Source organism: Cyanobium sp. ULC082, from assembly GCF_977927535.1.
In genome coordinates, this window is sequence record NZ_OZ376397.1 from 1,511,214 (window position 1) to 1,529,386 (window position 18,173).

An 18,173-nucleotide genomic window follows, 5' to 3' on the forward strand; every position below is an offset into this window, starting at 1 on the left:
CCCTTTTTCTCCTTGATTGCTTCTCACTCCATGGCCCCACTCAATCTCAACGAACTGGCCGCCCGCTCGGAAGCGGCGGGGCTGGCGCTGACTGGCTTCGTTTCCAGGCAACAGGCCGATGCCGAGGCCCTTGAAGATCTCCGCACCTGGCTGCTTGGCCAGTGCGAAAGCCTGTACTTTCTCCATTATCTGAAGGGTGGGCTTCAGCACTGGTCAAGGCGCTGGGAGTATCCCTATGTGCTCAGCCAGGTGGCCCGCTGGATCAGCAGCCAGCCGGATCCAGCCGCTCCCTGCTCCCTGTTTGATAACGCCTGCGGTGTGAATGCCACCGCTTACCTGCTGGCCACAGCCGGGCATCAGCTGATCGGCACGGATCTGGGCGAGCAGGCTTCTGCGGAAGGCGATCTTCCCTCCGACGCCTGGAGCCACCCCGACCTTGACGCTGTGGCTGGGAGCCTTCACTTCCAGCCGGCCGATTCCCTGAACCTTCCCTTTCCCGATCACCATTTCGATGCGTCCTATTCGATTTCATCCCTTGAGCACATGCCTGATCCGGTCCAGGCCGTTCGGGAAATGATCCGGGTGACCAGGCCAGGTGGGCTGATCACCTTCACGATGGATGTGGCCCCCTACCAAGGGGCCGTGGCAGGCGAAAGCCAGGTGAATCGCTCCAACTTTGCGGAGTTCCAGGCGCTGCTGGCTGCCAGAACTGAATTCTTCAGCCCGCCCTGCTTCGTGATGCCGCAAGACGCCCTGAGCTGGCAGCAGGATTGCCGCACGTCCTCCGGACTGCGAGCAGCCGCAGGCCAGGTTCGCCGGTTACTGGAAGGTGAGCCGGAAATCCCCAATTTCCATGTCTTCGGTGGGGCCTACATCAAGCTATGAATCTGAGCATCGCTTCTCGCCTTCAAAACGGAATGAAACAGCCGATCAGAGTATTTCCGATAGAGCTGTTCGCCTTGTGAGCTATAATCAAAACCGGCTGATCAATGCCAGCACAAAATCTGATCACGGGATCAGAAACGGCCGTGCACCCAGCCTCAACTATCTGTGGCTGCTTGCTCAAATGGGCTTCCAGAAGGCCCCATCGATCAGATTTGCTGCTGTCAACTTCCGGGTGATGAAAAGTCATTACCAGCTGCGTTACCTGCTGAAACACAGGCAGATTGAACCCGTTTTGAGCCGATTACTGAGCCTGTGCTGTCCGGATACTCTGTTTCTTGATATCGGAGCCAATGTTGGCCTGTTCTCACTTCTGATCGCTGCCCAAAAGGGGGTCCACCTGCCTGGCTTTTGAGCCGATTCGAACCACCTTCGCCTCCCTGGTTCAGAACTGCCGAGCCAACCCTCAACTGAACATCAGTGCGCTGAACCTTGCCCTTGGCGCCCACTCGGCCCAGATCGCCATGACAGCCCTTCCGGAGAGTGGGATCAACCACATCCACAGGGAGCCAAGCGATTCCCTGGGGCCAACGCAGTCGGCCTTTCAACTCAGCCTTGATCAACTGAAGCTCTCAGATCTGAGCGGCCTTCATGGCAAGCTGGTGATCAAGATTGATGTGGAACACCATGAGCTTGAAGTGTTGCGTGGAGCCAGTGAAACCTTGCGGATCAACCAGCCGCTGGCGCTCTGCATCGAAGCAGCGCCAAACGAACTGGCTGCAATCATCCCCTTACTGGGCAGCAACTTCCAGCCAATCGAACCTCCCTATCATCCTGGATTCCAGCGATCACCAGAACGGAACATCTACAATCACTTCTTTGTCAATCAACTCTGGCAATCAGAGGAATGAAATCCAAAACCATCAACTCATCATCCTGATTCCGTAACGATGCAGACCAGGCCCATGTCCTTCCACGACCAGCAACAATCGGCATCGCTGAACCGATTGGAGGGCCAGAATCATGTCACCGTCTGAGCCTGCCTATGACCAAGGCTTCTATGCGGACATGCATGGAAAGTCGCTTGGTTCATCCAGAATCATTCTGAGCCTCCTCCAACAACAACTTGGCACAAGGTCCATTCTGGATCTGGGTGCAGGTCAATGTGCCTGGGGGCAAAGTTGCCTTGAACTGGGGATCAGCTATCTCGGAGTCGATGGCGATCACGTGATTACCAACAGGCTCGCCGTTCCGCTCAACAACTTCCTGGCCAGGGATCTGACCAAGCCATTTCTCACCGACCAGGTCTTTGATCTGGCCATTTGCATGGAGGTAGGAGAACATCTGCCACCTGAATCCGCTCCTGTGCTGGTGGAAAGCCTGGTGCGCCATGCCGAGCTTGTCCTGTTCTCAGCCGCCATTCCCTGGCAGGGAGGTACCCATCACATCAATGAGCGCTGGCAGAGTTGGTGGGCCGTGATTTTCAAGCAGCATGGCTACTTACCGCTTGATCTGCTCAGGCCGCAGGTCTGGAGCAATGGCCAGGTTGCCGAATACTATGCACAGAATGCAATTCTATATGCCAAGGAAGGCGAGCCCTACAATCGCATTCTTCCGCTGACCATCGAAACAATTGCAACGAATCCGATTCTAGATTGTATCCATCCACGTGAATACGAACGCAAAGCTGACATGGGGCGGCGGCGCGTCAGCGAAATCATCCAATCCTTGCCACGCATCACAACCCGGGTGATTCGGAATCGAATCAGCAAAACCAGTCCTTGACGTGAGCAATGAAACCATTGTCGTCCATGTGCTGGATGGATTGAATCTGGGCGGAATCGACAATCTTGCTTGTTCACTGATTCGCGAATTCAATCGCCGACACCATGTCAGGTCGTTTCTTCTCAGCCTTTCATCAACACAGGAATCAGCACTCAACACCTTCCTCTCAGACTCAACTCTCTGCCTCAACTCCGCTCTGATTCCAGGTAAAACATGGAAAGGCTTGAACCGTTGCCTGAAAACCTATCAAGCCGCTAAAAAGCATCATTTCACAACGGCGATCATTTATCCCTTCAATGCCTCTCTCCTGCCGGCATTGATCGGATTGAAACTGGCTGGAGTTCGCCGGATTCTGGTTCACCTCGGCAATCCGGTCGCCACCACGAGCCCCGCCAAGCAAAAGACCCACCTGCTGTGCGCCCTGTTCAGCGCCCTGGGGGTGACCTTCGTGCCCTGCTCCCAGTATGTGAAGTCGTCCCTGAACCGGAACTGCCTGCTCAGACGCCAGGCCCCGATCATCCCGAACGGCTGCGACACGCGAGCCATTCTGAGCCGTGCCCTGAAGGCCCGGAAGCAGGATTGGACGGCCGGCCCCACGGAGCGCGATGGCGCACGGAGACATGTGGTGATGGTGGCCAGGCTGGATCACATCAAAGACCACAACACCTTGCTGAAGGCCTTTGCCATCGCCCGCAGACAACGAACGGAAGCCTGGGGCCTCTGGTTGGTGGGGGACGGGGACAACGACGCATCACTCCGCAAGCTGAGTGCCGAACTGGGCATGAATCCCCAGGACATCTTTCTGGGTCGCCGCCATGACATCCCTGAGATTCTGGGTGCGGCCGATCTCTTTGCCTTCTCCACCACCGTGGCCGAGGGTTTCGGCATTGCCCTGGTGGAAGCGATGGCCGCCGGGCTGCCCATCCTGGCCAGTGACGTGCCGGCCTGCCGGGAGGTTCTCGACCAGGGCGCCTCCGGGCGTCTGGTTCCAGCGGGAGATGTCCAGGCCTGGGTCAGCCATCTGGAGGCGTTGATGGAGGATGCCCAGCTGCGGATCGCCCTGGCCAAGCGTTCCTCCGCCGCCGCGAGCCAATTCGATCTGAGCACAACGGCGCAACACTGGCTGCGCCTGGTTGAGGCATGAGATGAGCCGCCTGCTGCTCTGCAATGGAGATGCCACCGATCCGGCCACCTGGAGCAACATTCCCTACTTCCTGCTGCAGGCCGGCATCACATCGGGATGGCTGCAGAGCGGCATCTCGCTTCATCCCGAGCCTCTCAAAGGAAGGAAACGACTCTGGAATCTGGCTCAGCTGATCCGCACCGGCAAAGCCGGTGGGTTCCAGTACAGCCCCCTTTACGCCCAGACCCTCTTCCAGCAGGCGGGGCTCCAGAACTTCAAAGGCTCCCTTCTCAGTCACTACCCCTTCCTGCCCCCCCTGCCATGGCCAAGCTCCCAGCGGGTCGACTTCTACATCGATGCCACCACCCGCCAGATCTTCGATGATTACGGCCTGGGCGATCCGATCAGTGCCTCCTTTCGTGCCGAGGCGTTGACCCGGGAACGGCTGGCCTATCAACAGGCGGGAAGCGTGATCTGCATGGCCCAGTGGACCGCCAACTCGGTGATCAACGACTACGGCATCGATCCCGCCAAGGTGCATGTGGTGCCGGGTGGCGCCAACCTCGATGAAGCCCGACTGGCGGAACTGGCTGAGCCGGCATCTCCCCCACTCCCATCAGAGGAGGCGCCCCTGCGCCTGGGCTTCCTGGGCAAAGACTGGCCGCGCAAGGGCGGACCGTTTCTGCTGACGGTGGCCGAGGCCCTGCAGCGGCAGGGGATTCCCAGCCGGGTCCGTGCCATCGGGGTTGATCCAGCCAGGCTTCCGCACCACCCCCTGCTGGAGCCCCTGGGCTTCATCAACAAGCAGACCGACACCCCCCGCTTCGTGGCCGAGCTGCGCAGCTGGCATTTCGGCGCCCTTTTCTCCAGCGCGGAGGCCGCCCCGCGATCCAATCTCGAGTGCCTGCGGCTGGGCGTGCCACTGATCGCCCACGCCGTGGGAGGCATCCCCTCCACCCTTCCCGACGCCGGCTGCGGCCAGCTGTTCCCGGCCCATCCATCAGCGAGCGAGGTGGCCAACTGGCTGGTGGACCGGCTGACCCCCTACCAGAGGTATCTGGCCTGGCGAGCGGCCCTGGCGCCCCGCTGGCGTGAATTCACCTGGGCGGCGGCAGTGGAGCAGTTGGCGGTGGTTCTGAACTGAAGGGATTGATCACCTCCACCCCTGTGGGGATGAAATGGCGAACATTCCGCGTCACCACCTGCAGGCCGTGCTCCAGCGCCGTCCCTCCAACCAGCTCCGCAGAAGCCTTGCGAACGCGACATCACCTTTCTGCTTGATCGCGATGCCCCGCTCGAACTCCCCAAGGCTGATCTCACTGAGAAAGTGATCATCCGACCTCTGCTCCCTGAGCCAGCTCACCACACCTCAATCCCGCTGACGCCTGCGCAGTTCCGAGATCACCACCGTATCGAAAAGAAACACTCACTCCTCCCAGGCCCGTGGCTCCAGCTGGATGGGTTGGCTGCTCCCATCGTCCTGGGGTTGTGCCAGAAGCAGCTCCACCAAGCTCGGCTGTTGGAGGCGCTCAAGCTGCTGAAGACGCTTGTAATCGGCAATTCCAAGAATCACCGTGGCTGGTTTGCCACGCCTGGTCACGAGCTGGGGTCAGCCGGCCATGGCGGCCTCCACCACGGCACTGAAGCTGTTCTTGGCGTCCTGAAGGGTCCACACTTGGTCAGTCTCGCCTTTGTCCCAGCTAGATGATCAGGCTAGCTAGCATGGGCATCCCCCCAACTCCCCGCAGACGGCGCATCCTCACGGTTGTTCAGGCCCTCTCCACCGGCGGCACCGAACGGGTGGCCGCCACCTATGCGATCGCCACCGCGGCGATGGGCTTTGAATCGGCGATCCTGGGCATCTACGGCGGTGGCATCCTCGAAGCGGCGCTCCAGGCCGGCGGTGTGCAGGTCTGGAGTGGCGCTGACGCCATCGCCCCCCTCTGCCTTCAGAGCGAACAGGAGCCCTGGGATCTGATCCACAGCCACAACGGTGGGCAGTTCGATCCCTACTCCGATTGGTTGATCGGCAGGCTGAAAGGGGGCACCACCCGGGTCGTGCAGACCAATGTGTTCGCGCGGGCGGATTACGGGCCCTTGCCTGATCCGATCGACTTCGAACTGCTGATCAGTCAGTCGGGGGCCTGGAAATGGAGCCGCTGGGTCCGCTCCGCCGCCCGCCGCCGGCCCCATGGAGTCTTCCCCTACCTGGTGGCCGAGCAACGCTTTCGCCCGCCGCAGGCCGGCGAGCGTCAATCCGCCCGCGAGCACTTCCAACTTTCGTCCACAGCGCCGGTGGTCGGCCGCATCGGCCAGCCCTCTGATTCGAAATGGGATCGGCGGATTCTGGATGTCTTCCGCCTGATTCAGCAACGGCTGCCGGATTGCCAGCTGTTGCTGGTGGGATGCCCACCGGGAATCTCTGCCGAGATCGACACCCTGCCGGCCCCGCTCCGCGCCGCGATCCAGGTGTTCCCCGCCAGCTCCGATGACCGGACCCTCCAGGCGGCCTACTGGGCCATGGATCTGTTCCTGCATCTTTCGCAGATCGGCGAATCGTTCGGACTGGTGCTGGTGGAAGCGGCCCAATCCGGCCTGCCGATCGTGACCGGATCCACGCCGCTCAAGGACAACAGCCAGGGCGAAGTGGTGCGAATCCTGGCGGCAGGCCGCTCGGCCGCCAGCGTTGAGGCGATCGCTGCGCACGCCATCGATCAGCTCCGCTCTAGCAGCCTCGAGCAGGATCGAAACGCCATCGCCAGCCAGGCCAGGCTGGCCTATGGAATCGAGTCGAACCAGCACCTGCTGAAGCAATGGATCGATCTGCTGATCGAAACCGGGGATCCCGTTGCCCTGGCGCACCTGCTCCAGAACCAGCAGGCCAGCCATCCCTGCTGGCGGCGCTCCGACCCCGAGCAATGGCGGCGCCAGGCCCTGGCCGACCTCTCACCGCCCGGCCGCCTCCTCTTCCGCCTGCTCCATCAGCCCTGGCTCTACAGGCTGTTTCGCAGCTGGCGGGAACGCCCCTACATCCGCCAGCAGCGCAGGAGGATCGACATTCTGCTGCTTAGCTAAGTGCCATCAACCGCCGACCTGGCAAACCTTTTCGACGGCCCAGAACAGCGCGCCTGATCAAGATGTTCTGATCGATCATGGCCTTTGCTTGTGCTGGATCTGCTGCTGATGCGCACCCCATTCCCCTACGGCCTGCGCAAGATCTGGAGCCATCCTTCCCATTGCGCCTCCGGCGGGTTGCGTGGGCTCAGTCATCGCCTCGGAGGAACCGTTCGCTGGGCCACCTACCAGCTCCAGAAGAAATTGAGCCTGTTCCCCGCCACCGGCCGGGTGATCCCCTGGGTGGATGGCCTGAAGGTGCAACTGCTCACCAACAGTCAGGGAAGCCAGTCTTGCCTTTACTACGGCCTGTTCGATTGGCCCTCGTTGCAGTTCCTGCGCCGCTACCTGCGGCCAGGTGATCTCTGCGCCGACATTGGCGCCAATATGGGTACCTACAGACTGCTGATGGCCAGGTGGGCTGGGGCCCAGAGCGTTCATGCCTTCGAGTGTCTACCGGAGAACGTGACCAAGCTGAGATGCAACCTCAAACTCAATGGTCTGGAGGCCGTAACCGTGCATCCCGTGGCCCTGGCCGATCGCGATGGGCTGGTGCAGCTCAATCGAAGCGATGGTGATTCGACCGTCTCGATCTCACCCCCCCCCCTCGATGGTTACAATCACTCAGAAAATGGCATAGGCAGTTCGCCGGGCTTGTCAGAGCATTGGGTCCAGGCGAAGCGCCTTGATGGCTTCCCCTGGCCTGATCGCTTTGCCTACATCAAGATTGACGTTGAAGGGGCTGAGCAACTGGTGCTTGGCGGGAGCGAAGGGGAACTTCGGCGCGGCGCCCCGAAGGTCTGGAGTTTCGAACTCCTTGACACTCAGCAGCGACTGGGCTCCAGCAATGCCGCCCTGCTCGAAGCCTTCACTCGCTGGCAATACGGCTTTTATCTCTACGACCCCACTACCAATCGCTTGCAACCCTTCTGCCCTGAAACTTCGGGAGCTGAACCGCCACGACTGGACAACAACGTTCTCGCTATCCATGTCAGTGCCTTGGAGGAGGTGGCTAAGCGGTTGTGCGGGTTGGTATGACCCAGAACTACGCCGTGCTCCAGGCCGGTGCCCGGATGCACTACGCCGTGCCGGCCCTGCTGGCCCGCGCCGGTGTGCTGGCAGCCTTCTACACCGATCTGCACAGCAACCACCGGCCCCTGGAGCTGCTCGATCGCCTCTGGCCCCGGCAACTCCAGCCCAGACCGCTCAGGCGCCTGCTGGGCCGGCGCCTGCCAGCGGAGTTGCCCCGCCGGCTGGTGCGCGATCAACCGCTGGCCTCCCTCACCTGGGCCCGCCACGGCTCACGCTCCGACGAGCTGCTGCTGCAGCGCGCCTGCCGCGAGCGCTTCGGCGGCGCAGGCGCGCTCTACACCAACTTGATCAACAACGATCTCAATGCTTGCCGGCAAGCCAAAGAGCTGGGATTGAAGGTGGTGCATGAACTGATCATCTCGGCCGATGTGGGCCGCACCCTGCTGGAGGAGCGCCGGCTCCATCCCGGCATCGAGCCAGATGGAGAAGCGCCGGAGCTGGTGGAAGCGGGCATCGAGCGCGATCGCCAGAAGTGGGCCCTCAGTGATCAGGTGCTGGTTCCCTCCAGCTACTGCCTCGACAGCTGCATCGCCCTCGGCTGTGATCCGGCCAAGCTATCGCTGGTTCCCTACGGCATTCCCGAGCATTGGTTCGAGCTGGAGGCCGAGCCCGAGCCCGGCCGGATCCTGTTCGTGGGTCAGGTGGGGCTCCGCAAGGGCAACCACGTGCTGGCCGAAGCCTGCCGGGAACTGCGCCGGCGGGGGGTGGCCTTCGATTGCCGGGTGGCCGGTCCGCCCCTGGTGGATGTAAGCCTGCCCCTGTTCGAGGGGCCCACCTACCTGGGCCAGGTGCCCCGCCGCCAGATCCGCGAGGAGTTCCGCCGAGCCGATCTGTTCGTGCTGCCCACCCTGGCCGAGGGCATGGCCCTGGTGCACCTGGAGGCCATGGCCTGTGGGCTGCCGGTGATCACCACCCCCCAGTGCGGCTCGGTGGTGCGCGACGGCGTGGAAGGCTTTCTGGTGCCGATGGGCCAGAGCGTCCCCCTGGCCGATCGCCTGGAGCAATTGCTCGGCGATCGCAGCCTGCGCAACCGGCTCGGCGCCGCCGCCCGGCTCCGGGCCCACGACTACACCTGGGCCCGCTACGGCGAGCGGCTGCTCACCACCCTGCAGCGCCGATGATTCCCGTGCTGCTGGCCCTGCACCGGATCGGCCCATACCACGACATCCGGCTGAGCGCGGCCGAGCGCCTGCTGAACCTGCAGGTGCTGGAAACCCGCCCCGACAGCCAGGAGTATCCCTGGGCCATTGCCCCAACGGGCACCTACGGCCGCCATCAACTCACTGGAGCCGGTGATCCCGAACAGGATCCCGCCAACCCGGAACTGGATCGGCAAATCGCCGCCCTGCTGGATCAGCTCCAGCCGGCTGTCGTCGTCACGACGGGCTGGGCCGACCGCGCCTACCAGCGGCTGATCCACCAGGCCGATCGCCGAGGCATCCCCCTGGTGCTGATCTCCGACAGCCGCGAGCGCGACGAGCCGCGCCGCTGGGCGAAGGAGTGGATCAAGCGTCTGCTGCTGCTCAGCTATGCCGCTGCCCTTGTGGCCGGCAGCGAAAGCCGCGCCTACCTGGAGCGGCTGGGCTTTGCGGCCTCTGCCATCGTTCAGCCCTGGGATGTGGTCGACAACCGGGGCTTCGCGGCCGGGGCCGCCCGGGCCCGCCGCCAGCCAGTACCCGACCACCCCGTGCTCGCCAGGCCCCATTTTCTGTGTGTGAGCCGCTTCGTGGCCAAGAAAAACCACGCCGGCCTGCTGGCTGCCTACGGCGCCTACCAGCGGCAGGGGGGGGCCTGGGGGCTTCGGCTGATCGGCGCCGGTCCGCTTCATGCCCAGATTCAGGCCGCCGTGGCGCAGCTTCCCCATCCCGGCCGCGTTCTGATCGATCCCTTTCTGCAGCTGGAGCTGCTCCAGGAGGCCTACGGCCAGGCGGCCTGCTTCGTGCTGGCCAGCCACAGCGACCAGTGGGGCCTGGTGGTGAATGAGGCGATGGCGGCTGGTCTGCCGGTGATCGTCAGCCGAAACTGCGGCTGCTGCCTGGATCTGATCGAAGCTGGGGCGTCTGGCTGGAGCTTCGATCCGGCCCAGCCCGCCGCCCTCACCGCCCTGCTTCAGGCAGCCGAAGCCCAGTCCGCCCAGCAGCGCACCAGCATGGTGGCTGCCGCCCATCGCAAACTGGAAGGCTTCGATCCCCGATCCTTCGCCGCTGCACTGGCCAGCGCCGTTGCCCTGGCCCGAACGAACACCCACCACCAACACAGCCGCCGCCGGCAGGGGGCACTGCTGGCCCGCCTGCTCAGCCACCAGCCATGACCGATCCCAACCAGCTGAGCTTCGATGAAATCCTCCTGGTGGGTGGGCTGATCGCCCTGATCACCGCTGAAACCTGGAACGCCGCCACCAGCCGCCAGTGGGTGGACCTGTTTCGCCCCACCCTGATCATCGCGGCAATCCTCGCCTTCTACTGCCTGCTCGGGCCTCTCTGGCTGCTCAATAGCGGCGAACTGGTCGTCCAGAAGGGACTGGGGGGCAGGCTCTCGATGGTGTGGGGCTGGGCCGGGGCACTGTTCTTCTATGCCGCCCTGCTGTTCGGCTTCCACCAGCTGGCCACCCCGCGCTTCAACCAGCGTTTTCTCGCCGACATCCAGCCGGAACACCTGCACAAGCTCGGTAGAGCTCTCTGCCTGGTGGGCCTGGCCATGTTCGCGTTGGCTTTCGGCCCAAGGGCGATCGCTCTGCTGAATCCGGTGGCGGGCATCAACCCCCTGGTGGGTTGGGATGAAGGCGGTGCGGATATCGGCGCCTTTGCCAACTACTTCAACTATGCGGTGAACTTTCTGATTCCAGGCATCGCCCTGATGTTCACCGCCTGGATGACCAGCAAACGTGACCCCACCCAGGTGTTCTTGTGGCTGTTGGGTGCTATTGGAATCTACACCAGCCTTGGTTTTCGCTATCGCCTGGTGATTCTGCTGATTCCGATCATCCTGCTTTGGTACATGCTGCGGCAACGAAGGCCCAATCCGATCGTCATTCTTGCCATTGCCGCCGCAGCCATCCTGGTGGCCGGGGTCGTCGGCGCTTCCAGGCAATATGGATTGGGGCTGGATCCAACCAAGCTCCAGGGCAAAGGCCTTTACGATTTTTTCACCAATGCCCTCGGCGAAACCAATGTGTTCTTCACAACCGCCGGCGTGATGAAGATCACCCCATCCGAAAGCCCCTTTGTAGGCCTTGATCCGCTGATCGCCACGGTTCTCTTCCCGATCCCCCGGGTGTTACTGCCGGGCAAGCCCGGCAACGAATACATCTCCAATGTCACCTCCATTCTCTATGGAGGTGCGAAGTATGCCTCCGGCACGGCGATTCTCAACTTCGCCGAGTACTACCTGATGTTCGGCTGGCTATCCCTGGTGGCCGGGGGGCTGTTCATGGGCTGGCTGGTGCGTTGCCTGTGGAACTGGTTTCTGATGCGGCTGCATGAGCCCTTCGCCTATGTGATCTACGTGATCTCAGCCTCGTTCCTCTATGTGGCGATCAGCCGGGGCTACCTGCCCCAGGTGGCCCTGCTGTTCGGCTTTTCGGTCTACCCACTGTTTTGGCTCTATGGCCGCTGGGCCAGGCCGGTTCAGCAACTCGGCGCCGGCCCCGCTGCGGTGCCCCGGTCCTGAACCCCTCCACCAGCCACCCGCTGCGGCCCCTTCACCTCTCCCACTCCGCCGGAGCGGCCGATGGCGGGATCGCCACCGCCGTGGCCGATCTGGTGGCCGCCCAGCAGCTCCGCGGACTGGCCAGCGCCTGGGCCACCGCCGAGCGCCACCCAGCCTGGCGCCGGGATCACCGGCTGCGGCTTGAGGCGATCCGCTCCGGGGCGGAGCTGATCCACATCCATGGCCTCTGGCGCAGTCCCAGCCGCATCGCTCCCGCCCTGGCGGCCTCCGGGCTGCCGCTGCTGATCGCGCCCCACGGCATGCTCGACCCCTGGGCCCGGGCCAACAGCCGCTGGAAGAAACAACTGGTCTGGCGGCTCTGGGAAAAGCAGGCGCTGCAATCCGCCCGCTGCCTCCAGGCCCTCTGCCCGGCTGAAGCGGCGGCGATCCTCGAACTCGGACTGACCACCCCGATCGCCGTGATCCCCAATGGCGTCACTCCACCGGATCGCAGCCGAGAGCTGCCCCCGCCGCCGTGGAGTGGCCAGGTGCCGCCGGGGGATCGGGTGCTGCTGTTCCTGGGCCGCTTTCACCCCAAGAAGGGGATCGGGCCACTCCTGGACGCCTGGAGCCAGCTGGCCGCCGCCGCCGCCCGGGCCGGCTGGTGGCTCGCCCTGGTGGGCTATGGCGATCAGGGTCAGCTGGCCGCCCGGCTGAACGCCGCTCCGCTCGAACGCTGCCTGGTGCTCGGCCCCTGCTTCAGCGAGGCCCGGGATGCCTGCCTGGCTGGGGCCGCCGCCTTCGTGCTGCCGAGTTTCAGCGAAGGCCTGCCGATGGCGGCTCTCGAAGCGATGGGCTGGCGCCTGCCGGCGCTGTTGAGCCCCGCCTGCAACCTGCCTGAAGCCTTCAGCGCTGGCGCCGCCTGGCCGGTGGCCGCCGCAGCCACTCCCCTGCAGCTGAGCCTCAGCAGGCTGTTCACAGCCGATCCACATGAGCTGGCCTCGATGGGTGCGGCTGGGGAGCGCCTTGTTCTGGAGCGCTACAGCTGGCCCCAGGTGGCCGAGCAGACCGAGCAGCTCTACCACTGGATGCAGGCTGGCGGAACGCCACCCGCCTCGCTCAGCCGATGAGACAGGATCTCGCCAACTACCAGTTGCCGGCAGACTGGTCGCCGGGTGCCCCGCGCTGGAAGCAGGCGCTCTGGCTGATCGTCGGCCAGCTGCTGCTCGGCTCCCATCTGCCGGGAACCGCCTGGCGCCGTTGGCTGCTGCAGTCGTTCGGAGCGCAGATCGGCTCGGGCTGTCGTCTCAAGCCCGGGCTGCGGGTGAAGTTTCCCTGGCGGCTGGTGGTGGGGGATCACTGCTGGCTGGGGGAGAGCGTCTGGATCGACAACCTGGCCCCAGTGAGGCTGGGGGATCGGGTCTGCCTCTCCCAGGGGGCCTTTCTCTGCACCGGCAACCACGATTACCGCAGCCCTGGATTCGAGCTGACGCTCGGCCCGATCAAGGTGGGCGCCGACGCCTGGATCTGCGCCAAGGCCGTCCTTGCCCCTGGCAGCCAGGTGGGAGAGGGGGCCGTGGTCGGCCTGGCGGCGGTGGCGTCGGGCAGGATTGGCTCAGGATCGATCATGGCCGGCAACCCCGCCGTGCCGGTGGGGCGGCGCCAGGCCAGGCAGTTCGCCCCCGACAACGGTTGAGGGCAAACCGATCAAACCGGCTTGGTGAACAGCTTGCGGAGGATCGCCAGAGGCATTCTGAACAGATTGGCGGGTGCCAGCGGATGCCAGCGCCGATAGCCAAGCCCAATGAATTCGGTTTCAAGGCTGGATGAACGATCACGCAACACAATGAAGTCCTGCCCCTTGACCAGGAAACGGAAGGGAACGCGCTGGACGACTGCCGCCAGGACAAGACCATCCCGAACGGTTTCCCAACCGAAATCATCACCACAGATCAATCCGTCTGGTGAAACAATCTTCAATGCGTTTGAAACGTCCTTGAAGACAGAGTATGTGTCATGAGCGCCATCAACGTAGATCACATCAAAGTGAAGCTTCTGATTGGCAAAAAGCGACAGAGCAGATTGCGAGTCAGCCCGGAAGGGAAGAATTTGATCAGCGTAACCATTGGCATGAACATTCCAAAGAAAGTCGTCAAAGAACGTTGGGCCATAGGGCTCGATCGCAAGTCTTTTGAAGCCCCATTCGCCATCAGCCCACGCTCCTTCATTGTTGAGGTAGTGCTCAACGGAACCAAGCCAGGTGTCCACGCAATAGACCTTGGCATCGGCGTTGAGCGGAATGGCCGCTTCACACCAGGCCATTGCCGATGCCCCCATCCAGCTGCCGATCTCCAGGATCGAACCTGGCCTGATCAGTGAGCAGACATCGGCGAACAGGCTTTGCTGCCGTGGCTCCGGAGCCACCCGTTGCTCAAGGATGCGCGCCGGTGGGCACTGGCCAGGAAAGATGTTCATCCGTGCAGGGCCCTGGGCAAATCGAGAATAAGGGTTCCTGGTCCAGTTGATGTTCCAACGACTGCTGCGATCCAGACGCCGCTGCCTTGATCTGGTCAAGCGGCTTGCCCTGTTGGTGGCCGACGCCAGCAAGAGGCTCACCACAGGCAGCGGCTTTTCGGATCAGGATCATGATCTGTTCAGAGCCTGCCCCGGCTCCTCCTGTGGAGCGGAAGCCAAACCCACCTGGAAATCCACCACATTCGAAGCACCGACCCCCCCAAGCCTTGCCCGGCACGAAGAAGCACGGGCGATTCCGTTGCTGGCATGCCGGATTCTCCCTGCGGCAAGAATCCTCTCGATCTATGGCCATGTCTACGGGCCGAACCTGGACGCTCTGCATGGAAACTCGAGCGATACCGACAGCCGGCAGGCCGCCATGCTGAGTGCACTGCTGCCCAAACTGGCGCCCACAAGGTCAGCTGGCCAGGCTGATGCGCCGGGTCACTCCCTGGTTCTGATCCAGGAGCGTCTCTGGTGGGACAACTACTTTCACTGGACGCTCGACTATCTCACCCAGATCGTCTGGGCTGAGCGCCATCTCAGGTCCCTGGGCTCCGCTGGCCTGGAAGCCCTCACCGTCTACTACATCAGCAAGGAAACAACCCGCCGCTACCAGCAGGAATCGCTCGACCTGCTTGCCTGGACCGGGCTCAAGGCCCAACGGGTGGAATCAAAGGAAAGGCTGCTCAATCTCCGGCTCACCAATCTCCTGATCGTTCAGGATCGGTATGCCATTCAGACCATGGACCCGAGCTGTCACAACAATCAACTGCATCCTGAGATAATCAACAACTGGAGCAGACTTGTGACCTCTTCTCCACAAGTGAAGGCTCCACGATCCAGGCAAAGAATTTACATCTCCCGCAAACTGACAACCTCAAGGCGGGTGCTGAACGAAGCGGCCGTCATCGAAACGCTCGCACTCCACAACATTCAACCCGTCTGCCTTGAGGGCATGAGTGTGGCCGAACAAGTGGCCCTGTTTCAGTCGGCGGAACTGGTGATCTCTCCCCACGGCGCTGGACTGACCAACCTGATCTATGCAGATCAACCAGCTGTACTGGAGTTGTTCTGCTCCGGTCATCGGATCGGAGCAGAATACTTTCAGATCACCATGATCAGGGGCGGCCGCTACTACTTCCATCAGCTTGAGCCCGCCAACGCGAGCAATGACATGATCGTGCCGATTGACCTTCTGCAGCACTATCTTGAGGCTCTACTGCCCTCCTGATCAAGCCAGCCCGGCTCACGCTGATCAAGCCGGGCTGGCCCCTGCTGATGGGCCGGCATCGATCCTGATCGTTGTTCCCACCCTCGATTCCCATCCACTCCTGCCGCGCCTGGTGGACTCGCTGCAGACCCAGACCCATCCCCGTTGGCAGGTGCTGTTCATCGACGGACCGTCGGGTCAGGAGCATCGCGCCTATCTGCAGCAGCTCTGCCACTCCGATCAGCGCTTTGCCTGGCAGGTTCAGGAAGCCGGCCGGCCCGGCATCTTCGCAGCGATGAACCAGGGCTTCGCCGCAGCCGCTCCAACCGACTGGCTGCTGTTCTGGGGCAGCGACGACTGGGCCGCCAGTCCGACGGCCCTGGAGCGGGCCGCCGCTGCCGTCACCGGTTGTGATCTGCTGGTGGCCGCGGGCCGCTACGCATCGATCGGCGCTGGTGGTGAAGCCGTGCCGGGCCGTCGCACCGTCTTCCGCTGGCGTCACTCCTTCCGCCGCTCCCTCTTTCTCGGCTCCACACCCCCCCACCAGGCCACCTTGATCGGCCCGGGAGCGCGCCAGCACCTGGCCGCCTACACCCCTGGCTTCCGCCTCGCCGCCGACCTCGACTACTTTCTGGAGCTTTCCCGCTTCCAGGGTCTGCGGGTCAGGATGTTGGCGGTGGAGCTGGTCCAGATCGCCGTGGGAGGCGTCAGCGGCATCCAGCATCAGCGGCGGCTGCAGGAGGTTCGGCAGGCCTATCGGCGGGCCTTCGGGCTGCTCTGGTGGTGTCCTTTTCTGCTGCGCTACCTGCAACGCGCGGCCAGTGCCATCGCGCCACGGCTGGGCAGGAGACCATGACGAAGCTTCTGATCTTCGGAGCCACCACCCCGGCAGGCGATGCCTTCCTCCGCCAGGCCATGACCCTTCAGCCAGGCCTCCAGCCAAGCCCTGAGCTGAGCGTGGCGGGGCGGCGGCCACCCCCCGACCACCCTGGCCTGCCCTTCCTTCCCTGCGAGCTCAGCAGCGAGGCTGCCGCTGCCAGCGCCTGGCCCGATCGCAGCCAGGCGACAGGCCCTCTGGTGGTGGTGAGCTTTGCGCCGATCTGGCATCTGGCGCCTTTCCTGAACCGGCAGCTGGCCGCCCAGCCGCCCCCTGGCCTGCGGGGGGTGGTGGCCTGCTCGTCTTCGTCGGTGCTCACCAAGCGCTTCGCCAGCAATGGCTTCGATCGCGCCCTGGTGGGCAGGCTGCAGCGGGCCGAGGCGGAACTCCAGGCCAGCTGCAAGCGGCACGGCCTGGCCTGCCAGATCCTGCAGCCGACCCTGATCTACGGCCGCAGCGGCTCCTACGCCGATCGCAACCTCAGCCGGCTGGCCACAGCGCTGGGGCGGTATCCCTGGCTGCCGGTGCCGGATCCCAGTGGCCTGCGGCAGCCGATTCACTGCGCCCAGCTGGCGGCAGCCGCCCTGCACCTCGCCCTGGCCCAGCTGCGGGACGACCAAGGCCTGGATCTGCCCAGCCACCTGCCGATCGGCGGCGACGACACGCTCAGCTACCGGGCGATGCTGGAGCGGCTTGCCCCGGCCACTGGCCGGACCAACCGGCTGCTGCCTGTGCCGGCCCGGCTGATCTACGCCCTGGCGGCCCCTTTGCTGCTGGTTTCGCCGAAGCGATTCGAGGCCGTGCTGCGCATGGGCGCCGACCTCTGCGGATTCCTGCCGGTCCACGAGCTGCTCGGCCGGCCGCCCGCAGCATTCCCCGCCGGACCCCTGGCTCCATGAACCCGGCATCCATCCCCCAGGCCGGGGCGCTCGCCGCCCTTTCCGCCACGCTCAGCTGGCTGCTGCTCGCCGGCCTGCTGCCGGTCCTGCGCCAGCGGCTGCTGGATCAGCCCAACGCGCGCAGCTCCCACCGGCTGCCGACACCCCGGGGAGGCGGTGTGGCGTTCGTGGCGGTGAGCTGCCTGATGGGTCTGATCCTGGGGCTGACGGGGAGTGCCAGCTGGCTGGTCTGGTTGCCGCTGATCTGCGCGCCTCTTGCGATCACGGGATTTCTCGATGACCGGCACGACCTGCCGGCCGCGCTGCGCTTCGGCATCCAGGCCCTCACCGCAATCGGCCTGATCAGCGTGGCGGCCGTGCCCCTTCCCTGGTGGATCCTGCCGCTGGTGGTGATCGGGATCACAGCCGTGGTCAACTTCGTCAACTTCATGGATGGACTCGACGGCCTGGTGGCGGGCTGCCTGGCGGTGGTGTTCGCCGTCGCGGCCCTTCGCCTCGGCACCGAGGCCCCCTGGAGCCTGGTGGGGGCACTGCTCGGCTTCCTGGCCTGGAACTGGAGCCCCGCCAGGGTGTTCATGGGAGATGTGGGCAGCACGTTCCTGGGGGCCGTGTTCGCCGGAACCGTGCTGCAGGCCGGCGATGCCGCCACGGCACTGGCCCTGCTGCTGGTGGGGTTTCCGCTGCTGGCCGATGCGCTGATCTGCGTGCTGCGCCGCGCCGTGGCTGGGCAACCGGTGTTTCAGGCCCACCGGCTGCACCTGTATCAGCGTCTGCATCAGGCGGGCTGGAGCCACCAACAGGTGGCGACGCTCTACATCGCAGCCACCGGGCTTGGCGGTCTGCTGCTGCTGAACCTTGGCCCGATCGGGCTTGCCATCGGAATCGGCCTGGACATGGGCGTAGGGTTGCTGCTGGAATTGAAGGTGGCAGCACCTTTCCAGGGCCAGGCAGCGTGGCGTGGGGAGCAGGAGATAGCTGCACTCCCCAACGGCAAAAAAGATTGCAGCAACACCAGGCCGAACTGAG

The 18,173-nt window shown here is 63.8% G+C and carries 19 protein-coding genes; 17 read left to right on the top strand and 2 right to left on the bottom strand.

Annotated features, from left to right (window positions below):
* Nucleotides 1-30: 30 nt before the first annotated feature.
* From ACXMDY_RS07980 to ACXMDY_RS08005, 6 genes are all read left to right on the top strand, one after another.
* Nucleotides 31-885 (top strand): class I SAM-dependent methyltransferase, encoded by an 855-nt coding sequence (locus tag ACXMDY_RS07980; protein WP_259700972.1) that lies wholly within the window; start codon nucleotides 31-33, stop codon nucleotides 883-885.
* A complete protein-coding gene (locus tag ACXMDY_RS07985; RefSeq protein ID WP_259700973.1) occupies nucleotides 854-1,297 on the top strand; it encodes a hypothetical protein in 444 nt (147 codons plus the stop codon). The genes ACXMDY_RS07980 and ACXMDY_RS07985 overlap by 32 nt, the downstream gene beginning before the upstream one ends.
* Nucleotides 1,298-1,322: 25 nt before the next feature.
* Nucleotides 1,323-1,793, top strand: a complete 471-nt coding sequence (locus ACXMDY_RS07990) for an FkbM family methyltransferase (protein ID WP_259701112.1) — start codon at nucleotides 1,323-1,325, stop codon at nucleotides 1,791-1,793.
* A 112-nt stretch (nucleotides 1,794-1,905) separates the two neighbouring features.
* On the top strand, nucleotides 1,906-2,667 hold the full coding sequence (locus tag ACXMDY_RS07995; RefSeq protein ID WP_259700974.1) for a methyltransferase domain-containing protein: 762 nt from the start codon (nucleotides 1,906-1,908) through the stop codon (nucleotides 2,665-2,667).
* 325 nt (nucleotides 2,668-2,992) lie between these two features.
* Complete coding sequence (locus tag ACXMDY_RS08000) at nucleotides 2,993-3,811, top strand: glycosyltransferase (RefSeq protein ID WP_259700975.1); 819 nt, start codon at nucleotides 2,993-2,995, stop codon at nucleotides 3,809-3,811.
* 1 nt (nucleotide 3,812) lies between these two features.
* Nucleotides 3,813-4,934, top strand: a complete 1,122-nt coding sequence (locus ACXMDY_RS08005) for a glycosyltransferase family 4 protein (RefSeq protein WP_259700976.1) — start codon at nucleotides 3,813-3,815, stop codon at nucleotides 4,932-4,934.
* 282 nt (nucleotides 4,935-5,216) lie between these two features.
* Here ACXMDY_RS08005 and ACXMDY_RS08010 read toward each other — a convergent pair whose 3' ends face one another.
* Entirely contained in the window at nucleotides 5,217-5,390 is a 174-nt protein-coding gene (locus ACXMDY_RS08010) for a type II toxin-antitoxin system prevent-host-death family antitoxin (RefSeq protein WP_259700977.1), read from the bottom strand.
* A gap of 122 nt (nucleotides 5,391-5,512) precedes the next feature.
* Between ACXMDY_RS08010 and ACXMDY_RS08015 the strand changes: the two genes are divergently transcribed.
* The 7 genes from ACXMDY_RS08015 to ACXMDY_RS08045 all read left to right on the top strand — a co-directional run bounded on the left by ACXMDY_RS08015 (nucleotide 5,513) and on the right by ACXMDY_RS08045 (nucleotide 13,340).
* Nucleotides 5,513-6,865: a glycosyltransferase gene (locus ACXMDY_RS08015; RefSeq protein WP_259700978.1), complete on the top strand. Its 1,353-nt coding sequence runs from the start codon at nucleotides 5,513-5,515 to the stop codon at nucleotides 6,863-6,865.
* 90 nt (nucleotides 6,866-6,955) lie between these two features.
* Nucleotides 6,956-7,942 carry an FkbM family methyltransferase gene (locus tag ACXMDY_RS08020; protein WP_259701113.1) on the top strand — a complete coding sequence of 329 codons (987 nt, stop codon included), beginning with the start codon at nucleotides 6,956-6,958 and terminating at the stop codon, nucleotides 7,940-7,942.
* Nucleotides 7,939-9,117 carry a glycosyltransferase family 4 protein gene (locus ACXMDY_RS08025; RefSeq protein WP_259700979.1) on the top strand — a complete coding sequence of 393 codons (1,179 nt, stop codon included), beginning with the start codon at nucleotides 7,939-7,941 and terminating at the stop codon, nucleotides 9,115-9,117. Before ACXMDY_RS08020 ends, ACXMDY_RS08025 begins: the two co-directional genes overlap by 4 nt.
* Nucleotides 9,114-10,307 (top strand): glycosyltransferase, encoded by a 1,194-nt coding sequence (locus ACXMDY_RS08030; RefSeq protein WP_457767550.1) that lies wholly within the window; start codon nucleotides 9,114-9,116, stop codon nucleotides 10,305-10,307. Before ACXMDY_RS08025 ends, ACXMDY_RS08030 begins: the two co-directional genes overlap by 4 nt.
* The gene (locus tag ACXMDY_RS08035) at nucleotides 10,304-11,665 is read left to right on the top strand and encodes a hypothetical protein (RefSeq protein ID WP_259700981.1); all 1,362 of its coding nucleotides are present in this window, start codon (nucleotides 10,304-10,306) and stop codon (nucleotides 11,663-11,665) included. The genes ACXMDY_RS08030 and ACXMDY_RS08035 overlap by 4 nt, the downstream gene beginning before the upstream one ends.
* Nucleotides 11,593-12,774: a glycosyltransferase gene (locus ACXMDY_RS08040; RefSeq protein ID WP_259700982.1), complete on the top strand. Its 1,182-nt coding sequence runs from the start codon at nucleotides 11,593-11,595 to the stop codon at nucleotides 12,772-12,774. Before ACXMDY_RS08035 ends, ACXMDY_RS08040 begins: the two co-directional genes overlap by 73 nt.
* A complete protein-coding gene (locus ACXMDY_RS08045) occupies nucleotides 12,771-13,340 on the top strand; it encodes a WcaF family extracellular polysaccharide biosynthesis acetyltransferase (RefSeq protein WP_259700983.1) in 570 nt (189 codons plus the stop codon). Before ACXMDY_RS08040 ends, ACXMDY_RS08045 begins: the two co-directional genes overlap by 4 nt.
* Nucleotides 13,341-13,351: 11 nt before the next feature.
* Here ACXMDY_RS08045 and ACXMDY_RS08050 read toward each other — a convergent pair whose 3' ends face one another.
* Nucleotides 13,352-14,119, bottom strand: a complete 768-nt coding sequence (locus tag ACXMDY_RS08050) for a class I SAM-dependent methyltransferase (RefSeq protein ID WP_259700984.1) — start codon at nucleotides 14,117-14,119, stop codon at nucleotides 13,352-13,354.
* 49 nt (nucleotides 14,120-14,168) lie between these two features.
* Between ACXMDY_RS08050 and ACXMDY_RS08055 the strand changes: the two genes are divergently transcribed.
* Genes ACXMDY_RS08055 through ACXMDY_RS08070 form a run of 4 tightly spaced genes read left to right on the top strand, consistent with a single transcriptional unit; the run spans nucleotide 14,169 to nucleotide 18,172 of the window.
* Nucleotides 14,169-15,392 carry a glycosyltransferase family 61 protein gene (locus tag ACXMDY_RS08055; RefSeq protein WP_259700985.1) on the top strand — a complete coding sequence of 408 codons (1,224 nt, stop codon included), beginning with the start codon at nucleotides 14,169-14,171 and terminating at the stop codon, nucleotides 15,390-15,392.
* Nucleotides 15,370-16,227: a glycosyltransferase gene (locus ACXMDY_RS08060; RefSeq protein ID WP_399243583.1), complete on the top strand. Its 858-nt coding sequence runs from the start codon at nucleotides 15,370-15,372 to the stop codon at nucleotides 16,225-16,227. Before ACXMDY_RS08055 ends, ACXMDY_RS08060 begins: the two co-directional genes overlap by 23 nt.
* Nucleotides 16,224-17,147: a Rossmann-fold NAD(P)-binding domain-containing protein gene (locus ACXMDY_RS08065; protein ID WP_259700986.1), complete on the top strand. Its 924-nt coding sequence runs from the start codon at nucleotides 16,224-16,226 to the stop codon at nucleotides 17,145-17,147. Before ACXMDY_RS08060 ends, ACXMDY_RS08065 begins: the two co-directional genes overlap by 4 nt.
* Nucleotides 17,144-18,172 (top strand): MraY family glycosyltransferase, encoded by a 1,029-nt coding sequence (locus tag ACXMDY_RS08070; RefSeq protein ID WP_259700987.1) that lies wholly within the window; start codon nucleotides 17,144-17,146, stop codon nucleotides 18,170-18,172. Before ACXMDY_RS08065 ends, ACXMDY_RS08070 begins: the two co-directional genes overlap by 4 nt.
* Nucleotide 18,173: the final 1 nt, after the last annotated feature.

Bases quoted from the DNA above. Each gene is read 5' to 3' on its own strand.
- ACXMDY_RS08070 (WP_259700987.1), top strand. From the start codon at position 17,144: ATGAACCCGGCATCCATCCCCCAGGCCGGGGCGCTCGCCGCCCTTTCC.
- ACXMDY_RS07995 (WP_259700974.1), top strand. From the start codon at position 1,906: ATGTCACCGTCTGAGCCTGCCTATGACCAAGGCTTCTATGCGGACATG.
- ACXMDY_RS08035 (WP_259700981.1), top strand. From the start codon at position 10,304: ATGACCGATCCCAACCAGCTGAGCTTCGATGAAATCCTCCTGGTGGGT.
- ACXMDY_RS08045 (WP_259700983.1), top strand. From the start codon at position 12,771: ATGAGACAGGATCTCGCCAACTACCAGTTGCCGGCAGACTGGTCGCCG.
- ACXMDY_RS08065 (WP_259700986.1), top strand. From the start codon at position 16,224: ATGACGAAGCTTCTGATCTTCGGAGCCACCACCCCGGCAGGCGATGCC.
- ACXMDY_RS08015 (WP_259700978.1), top strand. From the start codon at position 5,513: ATGGGCATCCCCCCAACTCCCCGCAGACGGCGCATCCTCACGGTTGTT.
- ACXMDY_RS08025 (WP_259700979.1), top strand. From the start codon at position 7,939: ATGACCCAGAACTACGCCGTGCTCCAGGCCGGTGCCCGGATGCACTAC.
- ACXMDY_RS08050 (WP_259700984.1), bottom strand. From the start codon at position 14,119: ATGAACATCTTTCCTGGCCAGTGCCCACCGGCGCGCATCCTTGAGCAA.
- ACXMDY_RS08005 (WP_259700976.1), top strand. From the start codon at position 3,813: ATGAGCCGCCTGCTGCTCTGCAATGGAGATGCCACCGATCCGGCCACC.
- ACXMDY_RS07980 (WP_259700972.1), top strand. From the start codon at position 31: ATGGCCCCACTCAATCTCAACGAACTGGCCGCCCGCTCGGAAGCGGCG.
- ACXMDY_RS07985 (WP_259700973.1), top strand. From the start codon at position 854: ATGTCTTCGGTGGGGCCTACATCAAGCTATGAATCTGAGCATCGCTTC.
- ACXMDY_RS08030 (WP_457767550.1), top strand. From the start codon at position 9,114: ATGATTCCCGTGCTGCTGGCCCTGCACCGGATCGGCCCATACCACGAC.
- ACXMDY_RS08055 (WP_259700985.1), top strand. From the start codon at position 14,169: ATGTTCCAACGACTGCTGCGATCCAGACGCCGCTGCCTTGATCTGGTC.